This window comes from Saprospiraceae bacterium, from assembly GCA_016719615.1.
Classification (GTDB): domain Bacteria; phylum Bacteroidota; class Bacteroidia; order Chitinophagales; family Saprospiraceae; genus Vicinibacter.
Genome location: JADJYQ010000009.1, coordinates 1 through 17940, shown reverse-complemented (window position 1 = coordinate 17940; position 17940 = coordinate 1). Strand labels below are relative to the sequence as shown.

Genomic DNA, 17940 nt, shown 5'->3' with positions numbered 1-17940 from the left:
GGCATCTTAAAACCTACGACAGCGACGCTCAGTCAAACGACATGTGACTCAGCGATCATCAATCATCAACTGTATACTGCAACGGGCGTATACAGTCAATTACTAACAAATGTTAGTGGTTGCGATAGTATTCTTACATTGGATCTGAAGATAAACAATCGCACAATCGGCACACTGAGCCAAACCCATTGTGATTCTGCGGTCATCAATAACCGTTTATATACATCTACAGGAGTTTATAAACAGTTACTAACGAATGTAAGTGGTTGTGACAGCACATTAAACATAGATCTGACCATCAAACCGGGCAATTCAACTAGCTTAAATGCCGGAGTTGATACCACAATCTGCGAAGGCGAGATCCTAAAATTAAATGGAACGTTTACAGGCAATGCCAAGTTCAATTGGCAATCAGCTCAGGGAAATTTTGATCATCCAGAAAGTCTCAACACAAATTTTTATCCAAGCGGGATTGGCAAAGAGACTCTACCTACAGGCAGCAGACGATTGCAGACAATGGCTTGACAGCATGGAAGTGTTGATCTTAGCCAAACAAATCATTACAGTTACCGGCGATACGATCATCGATCCCTGCAAAGAAATTACATTCAAAGCAGGTGGAGGTACAAATTACATTTGGACACCCTCCAACCAGGTTGATTGCCTGGATCCACCTTGTAGTCTGGTCAGATTAAAGTCCAATGACATCACGCAATTTACGATCAGTTCGCCAGGTCCTTGTGTTGTGCCCGCAGAACTGAGTTTAAGCATATCACAAATCCGTGAAGACATCTACCTGCCCAATGTATTTAGTCCCAACGGCGATAACATCAACGACCTATTCCTGCCAACTGTCAACTGCGAACTGATGACTTCCTATTTGTTGCAGATATACGATCGCTGGGGCAATCAGCTATTTGAATCAAATGATAAACACAAAGGCTGGGACGGAAGAAGCCAGGATCGTTTCATGATACCAGGTGTATATCCATATATTGTGCATTATGAAATTGCGGGAGCGGGAAAGAAAATGAAGAAAGGGGAAGTGACGTTGGTGCGATGAGGGAGAGGTCTGCTGGTCTGTAAGGAGGATTGTAAGTGTGTAGAATTTTGGCTGACACTTGGGCATTAATTATTAACCATTGTTCCAGTCTGCGAGTCTGATAATCAGATAATCTATATTAAACTTACAACTGCTTCTTGTATTCATATCGCCTTAAAAAAGTAATATTAACGTCTGTAAGTTATGAAATTGAAAAAAGGTGTATCAATTATTATATACAAACATCACCTCCGTACTTTGCTCCATAATAACCATATTCCATACTCCTAATTTCTTTCCCCAACAATCATTTTACATTAACTTTAACGCATGGCAGATACACCCTACGACTACATCGTAATTGGCTCAGGCTTTGGAGGTTCAGTAGCGGCTATGCGGCTTTCTGAAAAAGGATATCGCGTGCTTGTATTGGAAAAGGGCAAAAGATGGGCAGCCTCCGATTTTCCAAAATCTAATTGGAATTTGAGAAAGTTTTTGTGGATTCCTTTTCTCAGATGTTTTGGAATTATGCAAATGAGTTTTTTTAAAAACTGTTTGTACTAACAGGTGTAGGTGTTGGTGGTGGATCTTTGGTTTATGCTAATGTGCACATGATGCCACCGGATTCATTTTTTTGAGGACCCAAGCTGGAGTGTTATCAAAGACTGGAAGTCTGTACTGAAGCCTTTTTATGATAAAGCCAGATTTATGCTGGGCAGTACTCGTTATGATAAAGAGCACTATGCAGATGAAATATTGAAACAAGTTGCTCATGACATGGGAGTTGGACAAACTTATAGGCATGTGGATCGCATTGGTGTCTACCTGGGTGATTCAGATGGTGATCCCTATTTTAATGGTTTGGGCCCCGTTCGAAGACCATGCATTGAATGTGCAGGCTGCATGGTGGGTTGCAGGCATGAAGCCAAAAATAGTCTGGATAAAAATTATTTGTGGTTTGCTGAAAAATATTTTGGCGCAAGCATCATCCCCGAAATGAAAGTTTTTAAAATTGAACAAGCTGCGGATGGATCATATGTTGTGCATACCAGATCTGCAACAAATATTTTTTTAAAAAATAAAGTATTTCATACCAAGGGAATTGTATTAAGTGCCGGCGTTATAGGTACACTGGATTTGTTGTTCCGTCAAAAATTTCAATACAAAACACTAATAAACCTGAGTCCTACTCTTGGCGACCAGCTGCTTACCAATTCAGAAATGATTTCGGGAGCCACTGTATTAGATCAAAAACTAAACCACGGGGTAGCCATCAGTACCATGTTTAATCCTGACAAACATACATTTGTAGAATTGTGCAAATATCCGATGGTTCCGGTTCCATGTTTAGATTGGCAGGCCCTGTAGCTTCAGATGGGAATAGGTTTCAAAGAATAGGAAGTTTGTTGTCTCATTTTATTCGTCGGCCTTTAGCACATTTGAAGGTGATTTTGAATAAGGATCTAGCCCGCCATTCCTTAATTTTCTTAATCATGCAGACTTTACCTTATAGCCTTCAAATGAAATGGCGCAAAACAATATGGGGTGCGGGCATGCGGCTTATTGATCCGGGCTAAATATAAATTCGGAATTTATAAAAGTGGGTCAGAAGGCTATGCTAAACTACGCTGCCAAAGTCAAAGGAATTCCTCAAAATGCACTCACTGAAGTCATGTTTGGGATGGCAACAACAGCCCATATCTTGGGTGGTTGTAAAATGGGTATAAATTCAGAGCGAAGCGTCATCAATGATCGGATGCAATTACATGGGTATGCTAATTTTTACGTATTGGATGGATCGATGATTCAGGCCAATCCGGGTGTGAACCCTTCATTGACCATCACCGCCATGTGCGAATATGCAATGAGCATGATAGATGAAAAGCCTGGTCGCACACAGAAGACTGTCGAGGAATTAATGTTTAGTCATAATTCCATTTAAAGCTAATGTGAAGAATTCGGTATAGGCGTACTTGTATATTAAGCATTGGATTATATTTACAAAGCCTAGGGTTGCAGATAAATTATTTGTTGTCCGAAATAGTAATACTATGGAAATTTTCTTCATTTCATTGATTGCTTTTGCGGCTGCGATATTGACTTTTTTTTCAGGTTTTGGTTTGGGTACTTTGCTGACACCTGTATTTTTAATTTACCTTCCCGTAGAAACCGCGGTCGCGTTTACGGCAATCGTACATTTTGGAAATAATATTTTCAAGCTCTATTTAACGGGAAGTCAAATAAATAAATCGATTCTCTTATATTTTGGACTGCCCGCTGTTCTCGCTGCCATTTTGGGATCCTGGATACTAATCTCTATTCCTGATAGCCAAGCTTTGTATTCATACACTTTATTCGACAAAAATTTTTTTATTTATCCTTTAAAGTTGATGATCAGTTTCTTGCTTATCATTTTTGCACTCATGGACTTATTACCTGCTGTAAAGAAGCTTCAATTTTCAAGTGACAAATTGATTTGGGGCGGATTGATAAGTGGATTTTTTGGCGGATTATCTGGCAATCAGGGTGCCTTGCGCAGTGCATTTCTCATTAAAACGCGGATGCCAAAGGAAACTTTCGTAGCAACCACAGTCGCGATATCAAGTCTTGTAGATGTAAGCCGCTTAAGCGTTTATGCAAGTCAATTTAATGCGATGACCACAAACCTGGATTGGAGCTGGCTTTTGTTTCCTAGCCTTTCAGCTATGTTAGGCGCATTTATTGGCAATAAATTATTGAAGAAAATACTTTTAGAGCAGATTCAAACCATAGTTGCCATTATGGTACTTTTGTTGGCTTTGGGTATTGGACTTGGCTGGGTCTAGTGTGGTAATAGCTTTATTTTTTGATCTATTGGTTTCTAAGCAAATTCATCATTTTTGAAATTATAAATTTCTTTGATCTAAGCTGCTTAAAATTTTGAGTTTAATTTGATATTAGACTATTACTGTTTCAAGTTTTGCTTACTTTTTTTAAATTATTAACTGAATCTGCTCTTATGGTTCAGCTTATTGGAAGTTCCCAAAGTAAAGCATCGCTGTAAGTTCAATATGTGCGCTGTTTTTCCTACCTTCGCTTTTTACTTTACGAAACTCAAAATATGCCCGTTGATGCAATTCTTGGTCTGCAATGGGGTGATGAAGGGAAAGGAAAAATCGTCGATTACCTAGCAGATCAATACCAGGCCGTTTGCCGTTTTCAAGGCGGACCCAATGCCGGACACACTTTATATATAAATGGACAAAAATTTGTGCTCCATACACTTCCTTCCGGAATATTTAGGCCTAATACTTATAATTTTATCGGAAATGGAGTCGTCATAGATCCAATTCCTTTAGCTGCTGAAATTGCTAAAACCATTGGGACGGTAGCTGATTTAAAAGATCGACTACTTATTTCCAAAAGTGCTCATCTTATTGTGCCCAGCCATCGATGGATTGATCTGGCTTCTGAAAATGCAAAGGGCAAATCCAAAATTGGATCTACTTTACGTGGTATTGGCCCTTGTTACATGGACAAGACTGGGCGTAATGGTTTGCGTATTGGCGATATACAGTTGCCGGGGTTTCTATCCGCCTACAATTCATTAAAGGAAAAGCATCTGCAATTTTAAAACAATTTCCTCTTGTGGAATTTGATATCGAAGCAGAGGAAATCAAATGGTTTGAAGCCATTCAAAACATTTCTCAATTACAAACAACCAATGGAGTGTATTGGCTAGATAAGCTTTTATCAAATGGCGCAAATATTCTGGCGGAAGGGGCACAAGGCTCCATGTTGGATGTCGATTTTGGTACCTATCCATACGTTACTTCTTCAAATACGATTGCTGCTGGTATTTGCACGGGACTTGGTGTTGCACCAAATAAAATTAGAAAGATCATTGGGATTACCAAAGCTTATTGTACCCGGGTTGGATCGGGGCCATTTCCATCTGAATTACTTGATGAAACAGGTGAGCGGCTGAGAAAAGCTGGTAATGAATTTGGATCGACCACTGGTCGCCCAAGGCGTTGTGGCTGGCTTGATCTGGTGCAATTGAAGTATAGCAATATGATCAATGGGGTGACCGACTTATGCATGACTAAAATTGATGTACTCAATGAATTTGAGACCATTCAATTGGTCAATAGCTATAAAACACCTAACCATCCGGAAGATGTAGAACTTCCTTTTGATCTCAGCACAATTGACAGTATACAACTCAAACAATTTGATGGCTGGATGCAGGATGTCAGTCATTGTAAAAATTTTTCAAACCTGCCTTTACAAATGAAATCGTATTTAAAATTTACAGAACAGTTTTGTCAAACAAAGATCAGCTTACTTTCCAATGGTCCCGGACGAGATGAACTCATTGTGCTTTAAGGATAGCTATAAATTTTTTGCGGTATATTTAAGTTGGACTTAGGTCTTCAGTGGTTTGGTTTTCTAATACTAAATTGATTATTGTACGCAGATTATCTGCTGAAATGAAATTCATTGTATAGGTAACCAACTTCGCAATCTTTGAAGACTCAAAAGATGTTTATCCTTAACATTGTAATTTCAAATTTTACAAAATTTTAGAGCCCAAAAACTACCATCTGTTAGGCTTATTTTTAAAAGATAATACCCGTTTGTCAAAGTTTGTGTTTCCATTAATACCTTAGCAGATTCAACTTGAACAAAAGGAAGAGAATTTTTCTTTCCATTTAGATCGTAGCAGTCAATTCTCGAAACCTGCGAGGGATTTTCAAACTTCAGGTAAGCCTGATCAAAACAAGGATTCGGATATATCTTGATCAAATTTTCGATGTTTGGATCTTCATTGGCGACCGCACAATCTTTACCTCTGGTTTGGAAATATAAGGTAAAGGGTTTTGAAAGTTCGTTCAAACAATTCGCGCTTACTTTTAATTGATATTTACTGCAACTATCGAGAGCATTCAGCTCAAGAATTCTTGAATGCGTTACTCCTTTAACCCAATCATCTTGATACAATTTTCGATAAGCGTATTCGAATTCGGATGCAGGATGAGAGCTCAAAAGAAATTGGGCAGAATTCGTTTTTAATTCTATGAGGTCCACATTATTTATAGCTGGGCACAATCCTTCCGAAATGTAAACGCAATATTCTTCATATTCGCCAAATTCAAGGGATTGAAAACAAGCCAGGGGAGTGCTGGAAGAAAATTCAGCAAATTTCAGAATCACCCTCATTCGCGTCCAACCCGAACGAGCGTTAGTTGGTATCGTGAGCGAATAATTTATTTGATATTTAAATTGTAAAGTGGGAACTGCATAATTTTCTGCATCATCAAATAAACCGTCCTGGTTCCAGTCAATCCAGGCTGCGGCTACCATAGTACTTGTATCTGATAGATAGCCGGTCTTCAAAGTAATTTGATATTTTTTCGATTTTTCGAATGTCCATTGTTGGTTACTACCTACATAATTACCATAACCTGCATTGTTGCCACTGATAAAAGATTCCTGGTCCACTTCGATCGCATGCAGCCACTCAAGTTCTGAAGAAGGTCTGAATCTTCTGCAATAATCCAGATTGGTGCAAGCCTCACATCCGTTCGTAGTAAAATATAAAGTCTCCGAAGCGGCACTTAATTTGCCATTGCAATGCGAATAGACGAATAATTCATATGCAGTACAAATCTCCAATTGATCGAATTTTAATAAGGATGATCCCGATTGAAATAAAAAGTATCCCATTGTGAAGTTCCCGATTTTTTGAGCAAAGCTGTATAAAGCGCAACAGCTGTGGGATCTGTAAAACTAAATGAAACGGCTGAACCTGTGTTTTGAAATAATTTTATATTAGAAATCGGATCACAGCAGCCCGCACTTCTGACGATTCTGATATCTGAAAAATGCTCAGCATATCGCGGGCATAAATTTTTGATTTGCAACTCATAATCGGTACAGGATTCAAGTTTGGTAAAAATGATAGCGTTACCCTGATAAATTATAGTATCCTTCCATAAGGTCTGTCCTAGTTTTCGATACCTGAATTGTATCGGATAAATCGCAGGTTCTCGCCACCAGAGCCGCTTTTGCAGGCTCAGTTAAGGCTAACTCATCAAGATGGCTACAGGGTAGAGAATATAATAAACCAACGGTACCGGTAACCTGAGGAGCTGCAGCGCTTGTACCACCGAAAAAGCGATACGAATTATTGATATAAGTGGAATAGGTGGACTCTCCGTATGCTCCTATGTCAATAGACGTTTTTCCATAACCTGCATTTACTTTTTTGACATTTTGGTCAGTGACATTGGTCGTCGCAAGCAAATATTCACTGATGCATGTTGTGGGCATATCGCCCTCAACATCTACATCTATGTTTTGATTCGTTGTAGAAGCTATGTTTAGAATGCCTTCTTTGCCAAGACTATCATAAATGGCACACCAAATAGGCGAGTCTTCAGCTTTAACGAGATCAGCGCCCCAGGATGAATTGGTAGCAACCACAAAAGCGCCTTTACTACCCTTGGATTGATTGTAGAGTCTTCTGAAATAGAGTGGGTAGGCATAAGATTCAATGGCATTGGCTTCATCACCGCCTCCGGCAACAAACATCATTTGATTATGCCATGCTATACCACTGATTCCCATAGAATTATTGCCCTTAGCTCCTGCGAGTCCGGCTACCGCAGTGCCATGTTTTTCGCTATCAATTTGGTCATTTTGCTTAAAACTATTCCAACCTAGAAAATCATCAATATATCCATTGCGATCGTCATCTATTCCGTTTCCGGGAATTTCTGCATAATTCCTCCACATATTAGGTGCAATATCTTCATGTTGAATTTCGAGGCCATCGTCAATGATGCAGATGACAATACTGTCCATGTTTTCTGTAAGTCCTCCAGTGCAAAAATCCCAGGCTAAATCCGTATCAAAATCGGCATCTGCGACACCTCCCGAAGAAGCGTCATTAAAATGATGCCATTGTAATTGAAATAAAGGATCATTCGGCTTCACGCGATATTGTAGCAGGTGATTTCTCTGAATGTTTAAAACGAAATCATAAGTTGAAATCGATTCCATCAGTTCGGCTGCCGAGTACCTGGTATGGTCAAATTCAAAAAGCCAGATATTCCAAACATTTCCGAGTTGCTTTTGAGGGCTTAGTAAAATCCAATCATTTCGTAATCTTTTGTTTAAAGTATTAATATTCAATACATTATAATCAGATTTAAACTGTATAATCAACTCGCCCTGGCGGTGGCGAAGTTCCTGAGCAGAACCGTTTAATATTGGGAAAATCAAGCACAGAAAGCTTGCAAAAATAGGTTTTTTAAAGAATTTTTCAAGACTGTCATGGAAGGGGATATTTCCGGGATTTGTCCTGCAATATCTAAAACGTTTGGAGGAATCAAAATATATTAATGATTTTTATCATATTTATAATAGATTATAAAATCTTTATATATTAGCGCTTTAATAACAAGATTCTATCTATTTTAACCAAAATTCAAAGTATGAAAAATTATTGATTCTATCAGGTGTGCTCCTATTGTCTCAACTGATTGCTCAGAGCTCATCCCAAAGCAGTACTTTGAAAGAAGCCTTTCTTCATTTTGAGCATAAAAACTACAGTGAGGCCATTCCCGGATTTGAACTTGCGCAAATTAGCGAACCGGCTGATGTGGGTTTGTTGAATGCGCTGGCTTTGTGTTACAAAAGAACAGCTCAATTTGAAAAAGCAGATATTTTGTATTCCCAATTGCTCCAAACTCCGCAGTCGGATCCCGATGTTTTTTACGAATATGCAGATATGCTAAGAGGGCAGGGAGATTTTATGAAAGCGAAAAAATATTTTCTGGAATACGCCAAGCATAACCCGGTCATTGGAAATTATTTTGCGGAAACTTGCGATTATGCTTACCAACAGCTCCACAAACCTAACAATTGTAAGTTGACAAATCTGGAAAGTAATACTTCTCCTTGCAGATTTTGCGCCCGTAATCGTAAACGAGCAACTGGTTTTTGTTTCCGGACAAAAAATGATTTTAACATTAAATCCGGTGAAGCAAAGACAATACAAACCGGACTAGCGGACTTATTATCCAGAGAAGCAAGGGGTTTTGGAAATATTTCTGTTACAGAGGATAATAGCTTTTGTGTGTTTAGCAAAGCCGGAGATTACGAATTGCAGCGCATTTTGATGCATGATATCAAATTGGAAATACATATGGCTGATATTAATGCAGCGGGATCCTGGACCAACATTCGTCCTTTCACATTCAACGTGGCCGGTTATTCCGTTGGTTTTCCATGTCTAACAGAAAAAGGAAGAGTACTCTATTTTGCTTCCAACAAACCCGGCGGTTATGGCGGATATGACATTTATGTTTCGCCTTCTTGAAGAAAACAACTGGACCGAACCTGCAAATTTAGGTGCTGTTATCAATTCTGGTGAAATGAATTGTCTCCTTTCTTCAAAAACGGCACTTTATATTTTCATCAGATTGGCTCACAGGTTTTGGTGGTTTAGATGTTTTTAAAGCGCAACTTTCAAGAAGGCAATGCAGGTCTTGTAGAAAATATGGGTTCTTGTGTTAATTCATCTATGGACGAATATTATTTTATTTTAGATAAGAAAATGAAGGGTATTTTACTTCCAATAGATATGGCGGCAAAGGTGCGGATGATATTTATCATAGCTTTCAATTAAAACAAAATCAGGATCAAAAAGCTCCTGTAATAAAAACTATAGAAACCAAGGAACTTGCAATTATTGAAAATCCTGCCCGCATTACAGAGGAGAATTTAGTCTCTCAAGAAACGCTTGTTGCAGAGGAACAAGTGACGCAGACTAAAAACTGGCCCAAAATCCGAAGTTATATTTTATTCAAATCACTTCTTTAACGAAGTATAACTCCAGAATGGATGAGCGTTTTGTAAAATTTGCAGCGTATGGGGATGTCTATAAAGTAAAAGTGGACGAGGTTATGAAAATTCGAATAGGCGGTTTTGCTGATATTAATGAAGCTATAGCTGCGATGAAAATTGTAAAAGCCAATGGTGCGAAAGACGCTTTTATCGTAACTGATATTGCCAGAGATGACAGAGCAAGTCTCATTGCTAAAGCCTTGAGTAAATCCGAAGCACCGAAAATAGGTGTACAAAACGAATCTGAAAAGACAATTCCGGTTGAAGAGGAAGAAGAAGCCGGAAAATACAAAATTCACGTATCAGAGTATAAGGCTCCGGATTGGTTTGATGTTAGTAAAATCAGCGATTTGGGCAAAATCGAACATTGGACCAAAATGGATGGACCATCATCGTTCTGGGAAATTATAAATCAGAACCAGCTGCTAAAGAAGCTTTGGTCAAATTAAAATCACGGGGATTTAAAGAAGCTTATCTTGTAGTAGAAGAAAATGGAAAATTATATCGCTTGTAAGAGTTTTTAACTATCCTAGTAAAACATAAAAAGGCCGGTCTTGCACCGGCTTTTTTTTTGAGTGATTATTACTTCGTGCAAATATCTGTAATGCAAATCTTCTGACTGTTATTAAATTATGTTGTACGTTAACTTTATGCAAGGTATAAGAACCCAACCGGCTGTGAAAATTTGGATTGTTTGGTTTTGCATGGAAATGACAATTAGGAATTAGCGCGCTAAGATGACACCATTTACTTCAACGAGACTATCCCGTTCATAGGCTGCAGAAAATTTAACTTGCCCAAGACTGTCAAATTTCATAAGCTTACCATGCTTCAATCCATTTTGGAAGTTCATTACCGCAGTTAGTTCCCGTTTTCGTCCCAACTACTATCAGCCTGAACCTGCAATCCTTCACTATAATATTGGACTTCTTTGAGTATCCCGGTATTGTAGTAATAGATATTTCTGCCTTCCTGATGGTCGTTTGCAAAATTTCGGATTGATTTTATTTTGCCATTGGAGAAATAATCAACCATGGTTCCATGTTTTTTATTGTTTTTGTATTCAGTAGTTCTCGATAATTTTCCATCGGGAAAGTATTGTTTATCTATCTTAATTTCTCGGCAAGAAAATAGGGAGCTGATGAAAATGATCACAGTCAATTCTGAGTACCGAAATTGAACATTTGCAAGTTTTCATAGGTATCCTAAATTTAATAAAAAATGTTTATTGGTTTAAAAAAAAAAATACCTCTTTAAGTCTTCACTTAAAGAGGCATTCTAATTGAATAATTTCAGTACTTACTTACCTAGTATTTATTTGAATTCATCATGAATGAGTAAGTTCATTATTTTTCCAAGGGAGTGCATTAATTTTACGGCCAATAACGGTCCATAACGGACGCCTTCGTCACAATCCATTCTCCAGTGAACTCCTAACAAAACTCTTGACCAGGCATTTTTCAAGTGCCATTTCATACAACTTCAAAAGTTCTTGGGACGCCTTCAAATTCCTACACGGCCTTCAAGACAACGGTCAGTCATGCTATAGGAATATCCAAAAACGCTGGCTAAAGCTTCTGCACCAGCGGCTCCCATGGTTGAGTGACCTGAAGGATAAGCGGGGAAAGGTGGCGTAAATCCTACATCTCCAGTAAGTGGATTGTCCAAATTTGGTTTGTAGTTTGGATCAATCACTTTTTTAATATAGGTGTCAGGTCTTTCAATACTGTAATAATACTTTGAGTTCCAACAACCCACCGCAGCATCATTCAATGCCATGCCGCATTTTGCATAGGCTTCAATTGCCGTTTCTAAATTTGATTTTTCAATGTTGATGATTTGATTAGCGACAGCAATCCATCTTGGTCCTGGACTAAAAGTTAAATTTAATAAATCGTCGCTCCAGTATTCCCGATCCATTCAACAAGGTAACTTGATGCAGCATTTTTAGTATAAACCTGTAAGCCTGGAGAATAATATTCGGACTTTGGGTCTTCACTATATTGCATATAATATGCACTTGGCGGCAAACAGATTTTATCTGTTTCAGTAATAGCAAAGGTTCTCACTTTGCAATATACCGCTCCCATTGGCTTGTCCGGTCCAGGTTCTGTGGGTTTCCAGTTACCCGGACCTTTAAAATTAGCCTGCCAGCTGTAGGTTCCAAAAGGATCTTTGCCAATGATCATGGCCCACGGCATCTGTTGTTGACCAATCCCACATTTCAAGTCCAACAGTCTGACCAAATTTATAGGATCTGTTACAATTCTTCGCCAGCCTCAGCCAGGTACTTTCACTGTTTAAAAAGAACTAATAAGTCCGCTTACTCTGCTCGAAACACTCGAGTGAATATTGGGAAAGAAGCGCGGAATCATGGTTGAATAAATAGCATGAACAACAGTTGGCCAATGGTACTCGGTATCGGCTTCAGCCTTGGTAATTGTCAAAACCTGAATATCTGCTTGCTATGGGTTGTAATCAGGCATTCCAGAAATGCACGCTTCATAGTAGCAAGACCCATAAGACCCAAAGCTCTTGGAGCTGGCCCTGGTCTGTAGCCGGCGGCAAATCGTTCAATTTCGAGGAACATTTTGTTCCATTCTACAGCAACTTCAGCAGGGATATCCTGATACGAGGTTTTCATTTATCTTATCATCTGGTTCCTTATCGTCGGTATCTTTGCTACACGATGCTATGAAAAGTGATGAAAAAGCAGTTAAACAAAATAAGAAACGTTTTAAATAGGGATTCATAATTTAACTTGATTTGATGAAATATAAAAAATTACATTAGGCAAAGGTAGATTGGGGCTGTGGCTGTGTAATACTCCCCATTTATTGGACCAAAAGTTGAGTTCGTTAAGTTAATAAAATTCATATTAAGCTGCATGATTTTTAATGGAATCATCGTATCGTTTATTGGGAGTTTGTCCGGTAGTTTGGTGCATTTTCCGGTGGTAATAGGCGATATGGTTTTGAACTCCTTCAAAAAGTTCAAAACCATTATCGCATGGATTGAATAAATATAATCGTACTTTAAAGTTTTCCAGAATCTTTCAATCCAGGTATTATCTGTAGCTCTTCCTTTGCCATCCATTGAGATCAATATCTTTTCAGATTCCAAATAATGAGTCCACATCGCACTTGTAAATTGAGAACCTGATTCGAGTTTATAATATTGGGTTTACCATTGACAGCAATGGCTTCTTTTAAAGCAGCAACACACCATTGTTTACTCATACTATTACTTATACTCCAGCCCATGATTTTGCGACTATAAACATCAATGAAGGCAATCATGTACATAAATCCTTTAGACATCGGATGTACGTAATATCGGTACACCAAACCTGATTGGCATGTGTGATTTCCAGATTTCTGAGTAAATACGGTTTAATAAATTGCTTTGGGCCCTGTTTTGTTAGGTTTTGCGGCGATATATATTGTTTGCCATCCCATAACCTTAAACAACCTCCTTATTCGTTTAGGACCTACCGGATATCCTTTTTCCTTTAAAGATTCACCATTGATTTAACCCCTTCTGTCGGGTGCTGTAACAAATGCTTATCCATGATATTCATCATTTTAACATTTTCAGGCTTTTCCTGAACAGGCTGGTAATAAGTGTGCGCCCTTGGTACGTTCAATAGATCACACTGTTTGCGAATACTCAGCTTTTGTGGTTTCGTATGCACCATCTCTATTCGTTGTTTCATATCCCCAGTTTCTTGCAACTTTTTTTAAAAATCATTCTCTACTTTCAATTGGCCGATTTGTGCATACAATTTCTCCATTTCAGCTGAATCAGTATCATACTGAGCTGATTTTGAGTTGTCGAAAATAGATCCCATGTTCTCTAAAAATTCAGTTTTCCACTTGGAAATCCTAAGGGATTAACATCAAACTGAAGACTAAGATCAGCCATAGTCTTTTTTGTTTGGCTTTAAAGCCACACTGGCCATAAAGGCCCCCGGTAAATTTACGTCTTGTTTTTTCAAGGTCTAGTAAATTTAAGTGTTTTTTTTAACTAAACCTCTGGTCTCAATTTAGGGGAGTATTACACTGCGCTGTCTCCTTAGAACAATTCTAATATTAAAATTTGCTTAGAATTGACGAAACTGCCTTAGTTGATGATGAAAACAGTTGAATAATCTGTAATTATACAGCCTCTATGAAAATACTATTAATTGAAGATGAAATAAAAGCTGTTGAAACACTTAAAAAGGGATTTGTAGAAAATCAATTTCAAGTGGATGTTGCTTATGATGGTGAAGTTGGATTTAATCTCGCAACGTCAGCAGAATACGATGTGATTGTTTCAGATGTCGTGATTCCAAAACTTAACGGTTTTGATTTGGTAAGAAAGATTAGGGATACAGGCAATTCCATTCCTATATTGCTATTAACAGCTTTGATTGGCACTGACAATACAGTCGTTGGATTGGACTGTGGGGCGGATGATTATTTGACCAAGCCATTTGAATTTAAAGAACTTATGGCAAGAGTTAAAGCGCTGGCCAGAAGAAGTCAGTCGGGAAAGAGACAGCCAGCGGTTTTAACATATGCAGACATCATCATGGATGTTGATTCGAAAAAGTGATGCGAGCTGGTATAAAAATTGAACTTACTCCAAAGGAATTTGCCTATTGATGTATTTTATCAACAACCCAGGCTAGGGTTATTCCTAAATCGGAAATCACAGAAAAAGTTTGGGATATAGATTTTGATATCAGCACCAATGTGATTGAAGTTTATATTAATTATTTGAGAAATAAAATTGATAGACCCTTTGCGAATAAATTAATTCACACCGTATTCGGTTCCAGGGTATATCTTTAAAGAGGAAAAGTAATTTCAGACCAGTACGTGTTATCCTAGTTTATGCAAATCAAGCCGATTAACCATGCAGTTTATATTGATCGTGGCGGTCATAATGGTCTTTGCCTTGGTTTTTATATACTATGAATTCAGTTTGAAAGTTAAAAATGAATTTTACGGCAATCGGAAATCCAAAGCCATTATGACTGCAGACATGGTTATAACTCTGGCTTGGTCATTCAAAAGAGCAAGCATGTTTTGGATAGTATTAATGATATTCCTCTTTATACTGAAAATATTTCAGTTTATAATGATGAGTATAAGCGGTATATAGCTTTAATCCATTGCCTGATGATATCCCAGTTCAAATTTTAGAGCAAATTAAAGAGTCAAAAGATCTTCGGTTTGAACATAAACATTACAAGGCATTGGGAATGTTATACAAAAACAGACAGGATACCCAATATACTATCATAGCTGAGGCTGTTTTACTTCCGAAAGCTTGCAATTTTTTTACAGCGCATTTTGTGGATCGTTTTTCTTTATTCTCATAGCGTTAGTAGCCTTAGGTGGTTGGATTTTTGCCGGTCAGGCTCTTGCTCCGATCAATAATATCATGAATCAAGTGGACGCAATTTTGCCGGCAAACATGAATCAACGATTGAGTTTATCCAATCAAAAGATGAATTATCGAGATTGGTTGATACCTTCAATAATTTGTTATCAGAATTGAAAAAGCGTTTTCAAATCAAAAAATGTTCATTTCACATTTGTCGCATGAGTTGAAAAATCCAATCAGCGTTATCGCTAGTCAGGTGGAAGTAACTTTGCAAAAGAGAGAGAAAAAAGCGGACTATGTGCAAACTTTAAAATCTATTTTGGACGATACAAAAGGCTTGAATGATGTGACTAATAATTTGATGCAATTATCAAGAATTACCCTTGAAAACAATGATGTTGAATTTAAATTTCTTAGGATTGATGAAATGATTTGGCAGGCAAAAGAAGAATTACTTAAAAATCACCCGGAATATAAAATTGTAGTTGAAATAGAAAATTTACCTGAAGATGAAAATGAGTTATTGATTGTGGGTAATGAATCACTTTTAAAAACGGCTTTTAAAAATCTTATGGATAATGGATGTAAGTATAGTCCGGATAAGTTAGTGGAATTGAGAATGAAATATCAAGAAAGAATGTTTTGCAGTAGATATTGAAAATCCGGGGAACAGGAATCACAAGTGATGAAGCAATACATATTTTTAAACCATTTTACAGGAGTCCACAACATGCTTCCATAAATGGGTTCCGGTATAGGTTTGTCTCTAGTCCATCAAATTTTTGGATTTGCATAAAGTTAAAATCAGCATTGATCAATCATTTGAAAATAAAACAAGATTCAGGTTGATCTTTGATTCATCCCAAAGGCAATCCCAAGTTTGGAGGAATATTAATTTTAATTGATTTAAATTTTTGAATAAAATAGGAGATTACTTCATAAATGAAATTGAATATATCATTTCTTAAAATTGTTCCATTAAATGTGATAAGTCTAAGGATGGTATGATTGTTGAGTCATTATCCTGGTTTTAGGTTTTTTCATATTCAATTCAAATGGAATTAAAAAATAAGCCCATGGGGAGAAACAGGCAAATGAATTGCTTTTGGATTGGGTGGGTTTATTTTGGGAAGCGGATAGATTTACAGAAGGGTATAGGGCGCCTATTTCAGCAAGAACTTTCGCTTATATATCACTTGCCGCATATGAGGTCGGTATGCCAACGATGAAGCAAACACATCAAAGTTTGGCAATGCAGTATGGATTGGAAAAAATCCTATCCTATCCGATCAGTGGCGATTATAATCTTTCATGAGCTTTAAATGTGACTTTCAAATCCTTATTGGACCGTTATTTTGTAACCGCACCGGTTTTTATTAAAAACAAAATAAATCAATTGTACGAAAATATAAGCGGCATCTGTTAAGCAAACAGTTTAACCATGAACTGATTGATAAGTCAGAAAGTTCGGGCTTGAGATCGCAAACATGGTCTATAATTACTCCGCATCTGATACCATTGGACATATGGCCTTTCTTCAAATCTATGATTTAAATTATAAAATACCTCGCGGACATGGCAAATGGATACCATCTGAAGAACACTTTCCATTGCCACCCTTGTTGCTTATTGGGGTAAGGTCAGACCATTTGTAATTGATGTTTCAAAATTGCATTCAAAGCCTTTACCAGAATACAAATACGACAAGTTCTGGCTTCTTTATACGGACGCTTTAGAGGTGATGACCGTGAGCTCACCATCAACATCTGAAACAAATGATCGCTTAAATTTTGGAGTGATGATCACCAGGGATTAACTTTGCACCATCTTCCAGGTGGATTTCATTACCAATCAGATTATTAATTTGGAAATGCCTGAAACTGCAAATTGTTTTGAGACCTACCTTAAAGTAAGTTTAGCATTGGCAAGATGCTGGCATTGTCTGTTGGAATTCAAAGTATATTTATAATCTGGAGCGACCGGAAAATTACATCAAAAGTTTTAGATCCCGGGATTGGAAACAATTTCTTTCCTTTCGCCTAATTTTCCAGCATACCCATCAGGTCATTCAACATTTGGTGCTGCAGCAGCTGAAGTATTAACCCAATTGTATGGTCAGGATTATAAGATGAAGATATGTCACATGCTTCCAGAGATGAGTTTAATGGAAAGCCCAGAAGTTTTAATTCATTTTATGAAAATGGCTTTGAAAATGCATTTGATCTATCTAGGGGCATTTCTTAAACTGATTGTGAGGAAGGTCTGGTTTTAGGATTTCAAGTAGGAAAAAATCTCTGCCTTAAATTTACGATCCAAGGATTTTTCTTTCATTAAATAATTCATTATTCATCCTCGCGAATTTGGCCAAACTGACCAAAATTACGATAAGATATGATGAATGGCAAATTTGTTTCTCATAATATGTTTAACTTTGTCCAAATCCGCGCCAGAAAAAGATGCGTTTAAGTATCTGTTTATTAGCATTTCTAATTGCCTTTCCGGATCCCCCGGGAGATTGTGAATATCGTATTTTTCTATATCATCAAAACACTATTCAAACGACTATTTGCATCAACAGAAACTCGTTTCCAAAAATGCAAAGGCAAATGTTATCTCGCGAAACAATT

General features: G+C 37.6%; 23 protein-coding genes and 2 pseudogenes. 15 read left to right on the top strand and 10 right to left on the bottom strand.

What is annotated here, in order from left to right; all coding sequences use genetic code 11:
• Positions 1-138 precede the first annotated feature (138 nt).
• The 7 genes and pseudogenes from IPM92_16720 to IPM92_16690 all read left to right on the top strand — a co-directional run bounded on the left by IPM92_16720 (position 139) and on the right by IPM92_16690 (position 5410).
• Positions 139-525, top strand: coding sequence for a hypothetical protein (locus IPM92_16720; protein ID MBK9109959.1), 387 nt, complete (start codon positions 139-141; stop codon positions 523-525).
• Positions 473-1063, top strand: a complete 591-nt coding sequence (locus IPM92_16715; GenBank protein MBK9109958.1) for a gliding motility-associated C-terminal domain-containing protein — start codon at positions 473-475, stop codon at positions 1061-1063. Before IPM92_16720 ends, IPM92_16715 begins: the two co-directional genes overlap by 53 nt.
• A 309-nt stretch (positions 1064-1372) precedes the next feature.
• Positions 1373-1606, top strand: coding sequence for a GMC family oxidoreductase (locus tag IPM92_16710; protein ID MBK9109957.1), 234 nt, complete (start codon positions 1373-1375; stop codon positions 1604-1606).
• 144 nt (positions 1607-1750) lie between these two features.
• Positions 1751-2410: a GMC family oxidoreductase N-terminal domain-containing protein gene (locus IPM92_16705; GenBank protein MBK9109956.1), complete on the top strand. Its 660-nt coding sequence runs from the start codon at positions 1751-1753 to the stop codon at positions 2408-2410.
• 247 nt (positions 2411-2657) lie between these two features.
• Positions 2658-2984, top strand: coding sequence for a GMC family oxidoreductase (locus IPM92_16700; GenBank protein MBK9109955.1), 327 nt, complete (start codon positions 2658-2660; stop codon positions 2982-2984).
• Positions 2985-3093: 109 nt separating this feature from the next.
• Positions 3094-3867, top strand: a complete 774-nt coding sequence (locus IPM92_16695; GenBank protein ID MBK9109954.1) for a sulfite exporter TauE/SafE family protein — start codon at positions 3094-3096, stop codon at positions 3865-3867.
• A gap of 275 nt (positions 3868-4142) precedes the next feature.
• Positions 4143-5410 (top strand): annotated as a pseudogene (locus tag IPM92_16690) (adenylosuccinate synthase).
• A 180-nt stretch (positions 5411-5590) separates the two neighbouring features.
• Here the strand turns inward: IPM92_16690 and IPM92_16685 are convergent.
• The 3 genes from IPM92_16685 to IPM92_16675 are packed head-to-tail and all read right to left on the bottom strand — an operon-like array spanning position 5591 to position 8311.
• Positions 5591-6751: a T9SS type A sorting domain-containing protein gene (locus tag IPM92_16685; GenBank protein ID MBK9109953.1), complete on the bottom strand. Its 1161-nt coding sequence runs from the start codon at positions 6749-6751 to the stop codon at positions 5591-5593.
• Positions 6712-6948: a hypothetical protein gene (locus IPM92_16680; GenBank protein MBK9109952.1), complete on the bottom strand. Its 237-nt coding sequence runs from the start codon at positions 6946-6948 to the stop codon at positions 6712-6714. The genes IPM92_16685 and IPM92_16680 overlap by 40 nt, the downstream gene beginning before the upstream one ends.
• A 43-nt stretch (positions 6949-6991) precedes the next feature.
• Complete coding sequence (locus IPM92_16675; protein ID MBK9109951.1) at positions 6992-8311, bottom strand: S8 family serine peptidase; 1320 nt, start codon at positions 8309-8311, stop codon at positions 6992-6994.
• A 238-nt stretch (positions 8312-8549) separates the two neighbouring features.
• On the opposite strand from IPM92_16675, the gene IPM92_16670 reads away from it, so the two are divergent.
• On the top strand, positions 8550-9410 hold the full coding sequence (locus tag IPM92_16670) for a hypothetical protein (protein MBK9109950.1): 861 nt from the start codon (positions 8550-8552) through the stop codon (positions 9408-9410).
• An 894-nt stretch (positions 9411-10304) separates the two neighbouring features.
• The gene (locus IPM92_16665) at positions 10305-10451 is read left to right on the top strand and encodes an SPOR domain-containing protein (GenBank protein ID MBK9109949.1); all 147 of its coding nucleotides are present in this window, start codon (positions 10305-10307) and stop codon (positions 10449-10451) included.
• A 347-nt stretch (positions 10452-10798) separates the two neighbouring features.
• On the opposite strand, the gene IPM92_16660 is transcribed toward IPM92_16665, so the two are convergent.
• The 7 genes from IPM92_16660 to IPM92_16630 all read right to left on the bottom strand — a co-directional run bounded on the left by IPM92_16660 (position 10799) and on the right by IPM92_16630 (position 13652).
• Positions 10799-11092: a hypothetical protein gene (locus IPM92_16660; protein ID MBK9109948.1), complete on the bottom strand. Its 294-nt coding sequence runs from the start codon at positions 11090-11092 to the stop codon at positions 10799-10801.
• A gap of 348 nt (positions 11093-11440) precedes the next feature.
• Complete coding sequence (locus IPM92_16655) at positions 11441-11857, bottom strand: hypothetical protein (protein ID MBK9109947.1); 417 nt, start codon at positions 11855-11857, stop codon at positions 11441-11443.
• Positions 11824-12183 carry a hypothetical protein gene (locus IPM92_16650; GenBank protein ID MBK9109946.1) on the bottom strand — a complete coding sequence of 120 codons (360 nt, stop codon included), beginning with the start codon at positions 12181-12183 and terminating at the stop codon, positions 11824-11826. The genes IPM92_16655 and IPM92_16650 overlap by 34 nt, the downstream gene beginning before the upstream one ends.
• A 197-nt stretch (positions 12184-12380) precedes the next feature.
• Positions 12381-12581, bottom strand: a complete 201-nt coding sequence (locus IPM92_16645) for a hypothetical protein (GenBank protein ID MBK9109945.1) — start codon at positions 12579-12581, stop codon at positions 12381-12383.
• A gap of 140 nt (positions 12582-12721) precedes the next feature.
• Positions 12722-13075, bottom strand: a complete 354-nt coding sequence (locus IPM92_16640) for a hypothetical protein (protein ID MBK9109944.1) — start codon at positions 13073-13075, stop codon at positions 12722-12724.
• On the bottom strand, positions 13039-13281 hold the full coding sequence (locus IPM92_16635) for a DDE-type integrase/transposase/recombinase (GenBank protein ID MBK9109943.1): 243 nt from the start codon (positions 13279-13281) through the stop codon (positions 13039-13041). Before IPM92_16635 ends, IPM92_16640 begins: the two co-directional genes overlap by 37 nt.
• Positions 13282-13448: 167 nt before the next feature.
• A complete protein-coding gene (locus IPM92_16630) occupies positions 13449-13652 on the bottom strand; it encodes a hypothetical protein (GenBank protein ID MBK9109942.1) in 204 nt (67 codons plus the stop codon).
• Positions 13653-14107: 455 nt separating this feature from the next.
• Between IPM92_16630 and IPM92_16625 the strand changes: the two are divergent.
• From IPM92_16625 to IPM92_16600, 6 genes and pseudogenes are all read left to right on the top strand, one after another.
• Positions 14108-14788: pseudogene (locus IPM92_16625) on the top strand (response regulator transcription factor).
• Between the two features lie 468 nt (positions 14789-15256).
• Positions 15257-15487 (top strand): hypothetical protein, encoded by a 231-nt coding sequence (locus IPM92_16620; protein MBK9109941.1) that lies wholly within the window; start codon positions 15257-15259, stop codon positions 15485-15487.
• A gap of 22 nt (positions 15488-15509) precedes the next feature.
• Positions 15510-15971, top strand: a complete 462-nt coding sequence (locus tag IPM92_16615) for a HAMP domain-containing histidine kinase (GenBank protein MBK9109940.1) — start codon at positions 15510-15512, stop codon at positions 15969-15971.
• 447 nt (positions 15972-16418) lie between these two features.
• Complete coding sequence (locus tag IPM92_16610; GenBank protein ID MBK9109939.1) at positions 16419-16628, top strand: hypothetical protein; 210 nt, start codon at positions 16419-16421, stop codon at positions 16626-16628.
• Between the two features lie 172 nt (positions 16629-16800).
• Complete coding sequence (locus IPM92_16605; GenBank protein ID MBK9109938.1) at positions 16801-16968, top strand: hypothetical protein; 168 nt, start codon at positions 16801-16803, stop codon at positions 16966-16968.
• A 14-nt stretch (positions 16969-16982) separates the two neighbouring features.
• Positions 16983-17129 carry a hypothetical protein gene (locus tag IPM92_16600; protein MBK9109937.1) on the top strand — a complete coding sequence of 49 codons (147 nt, stop codon included), beginning with the start codon at positions 16983-16985 and terminating at the stop codon, positions 17127-17129.
• Positions 17130-17940 lie beyond the last annotated feature (811 nt).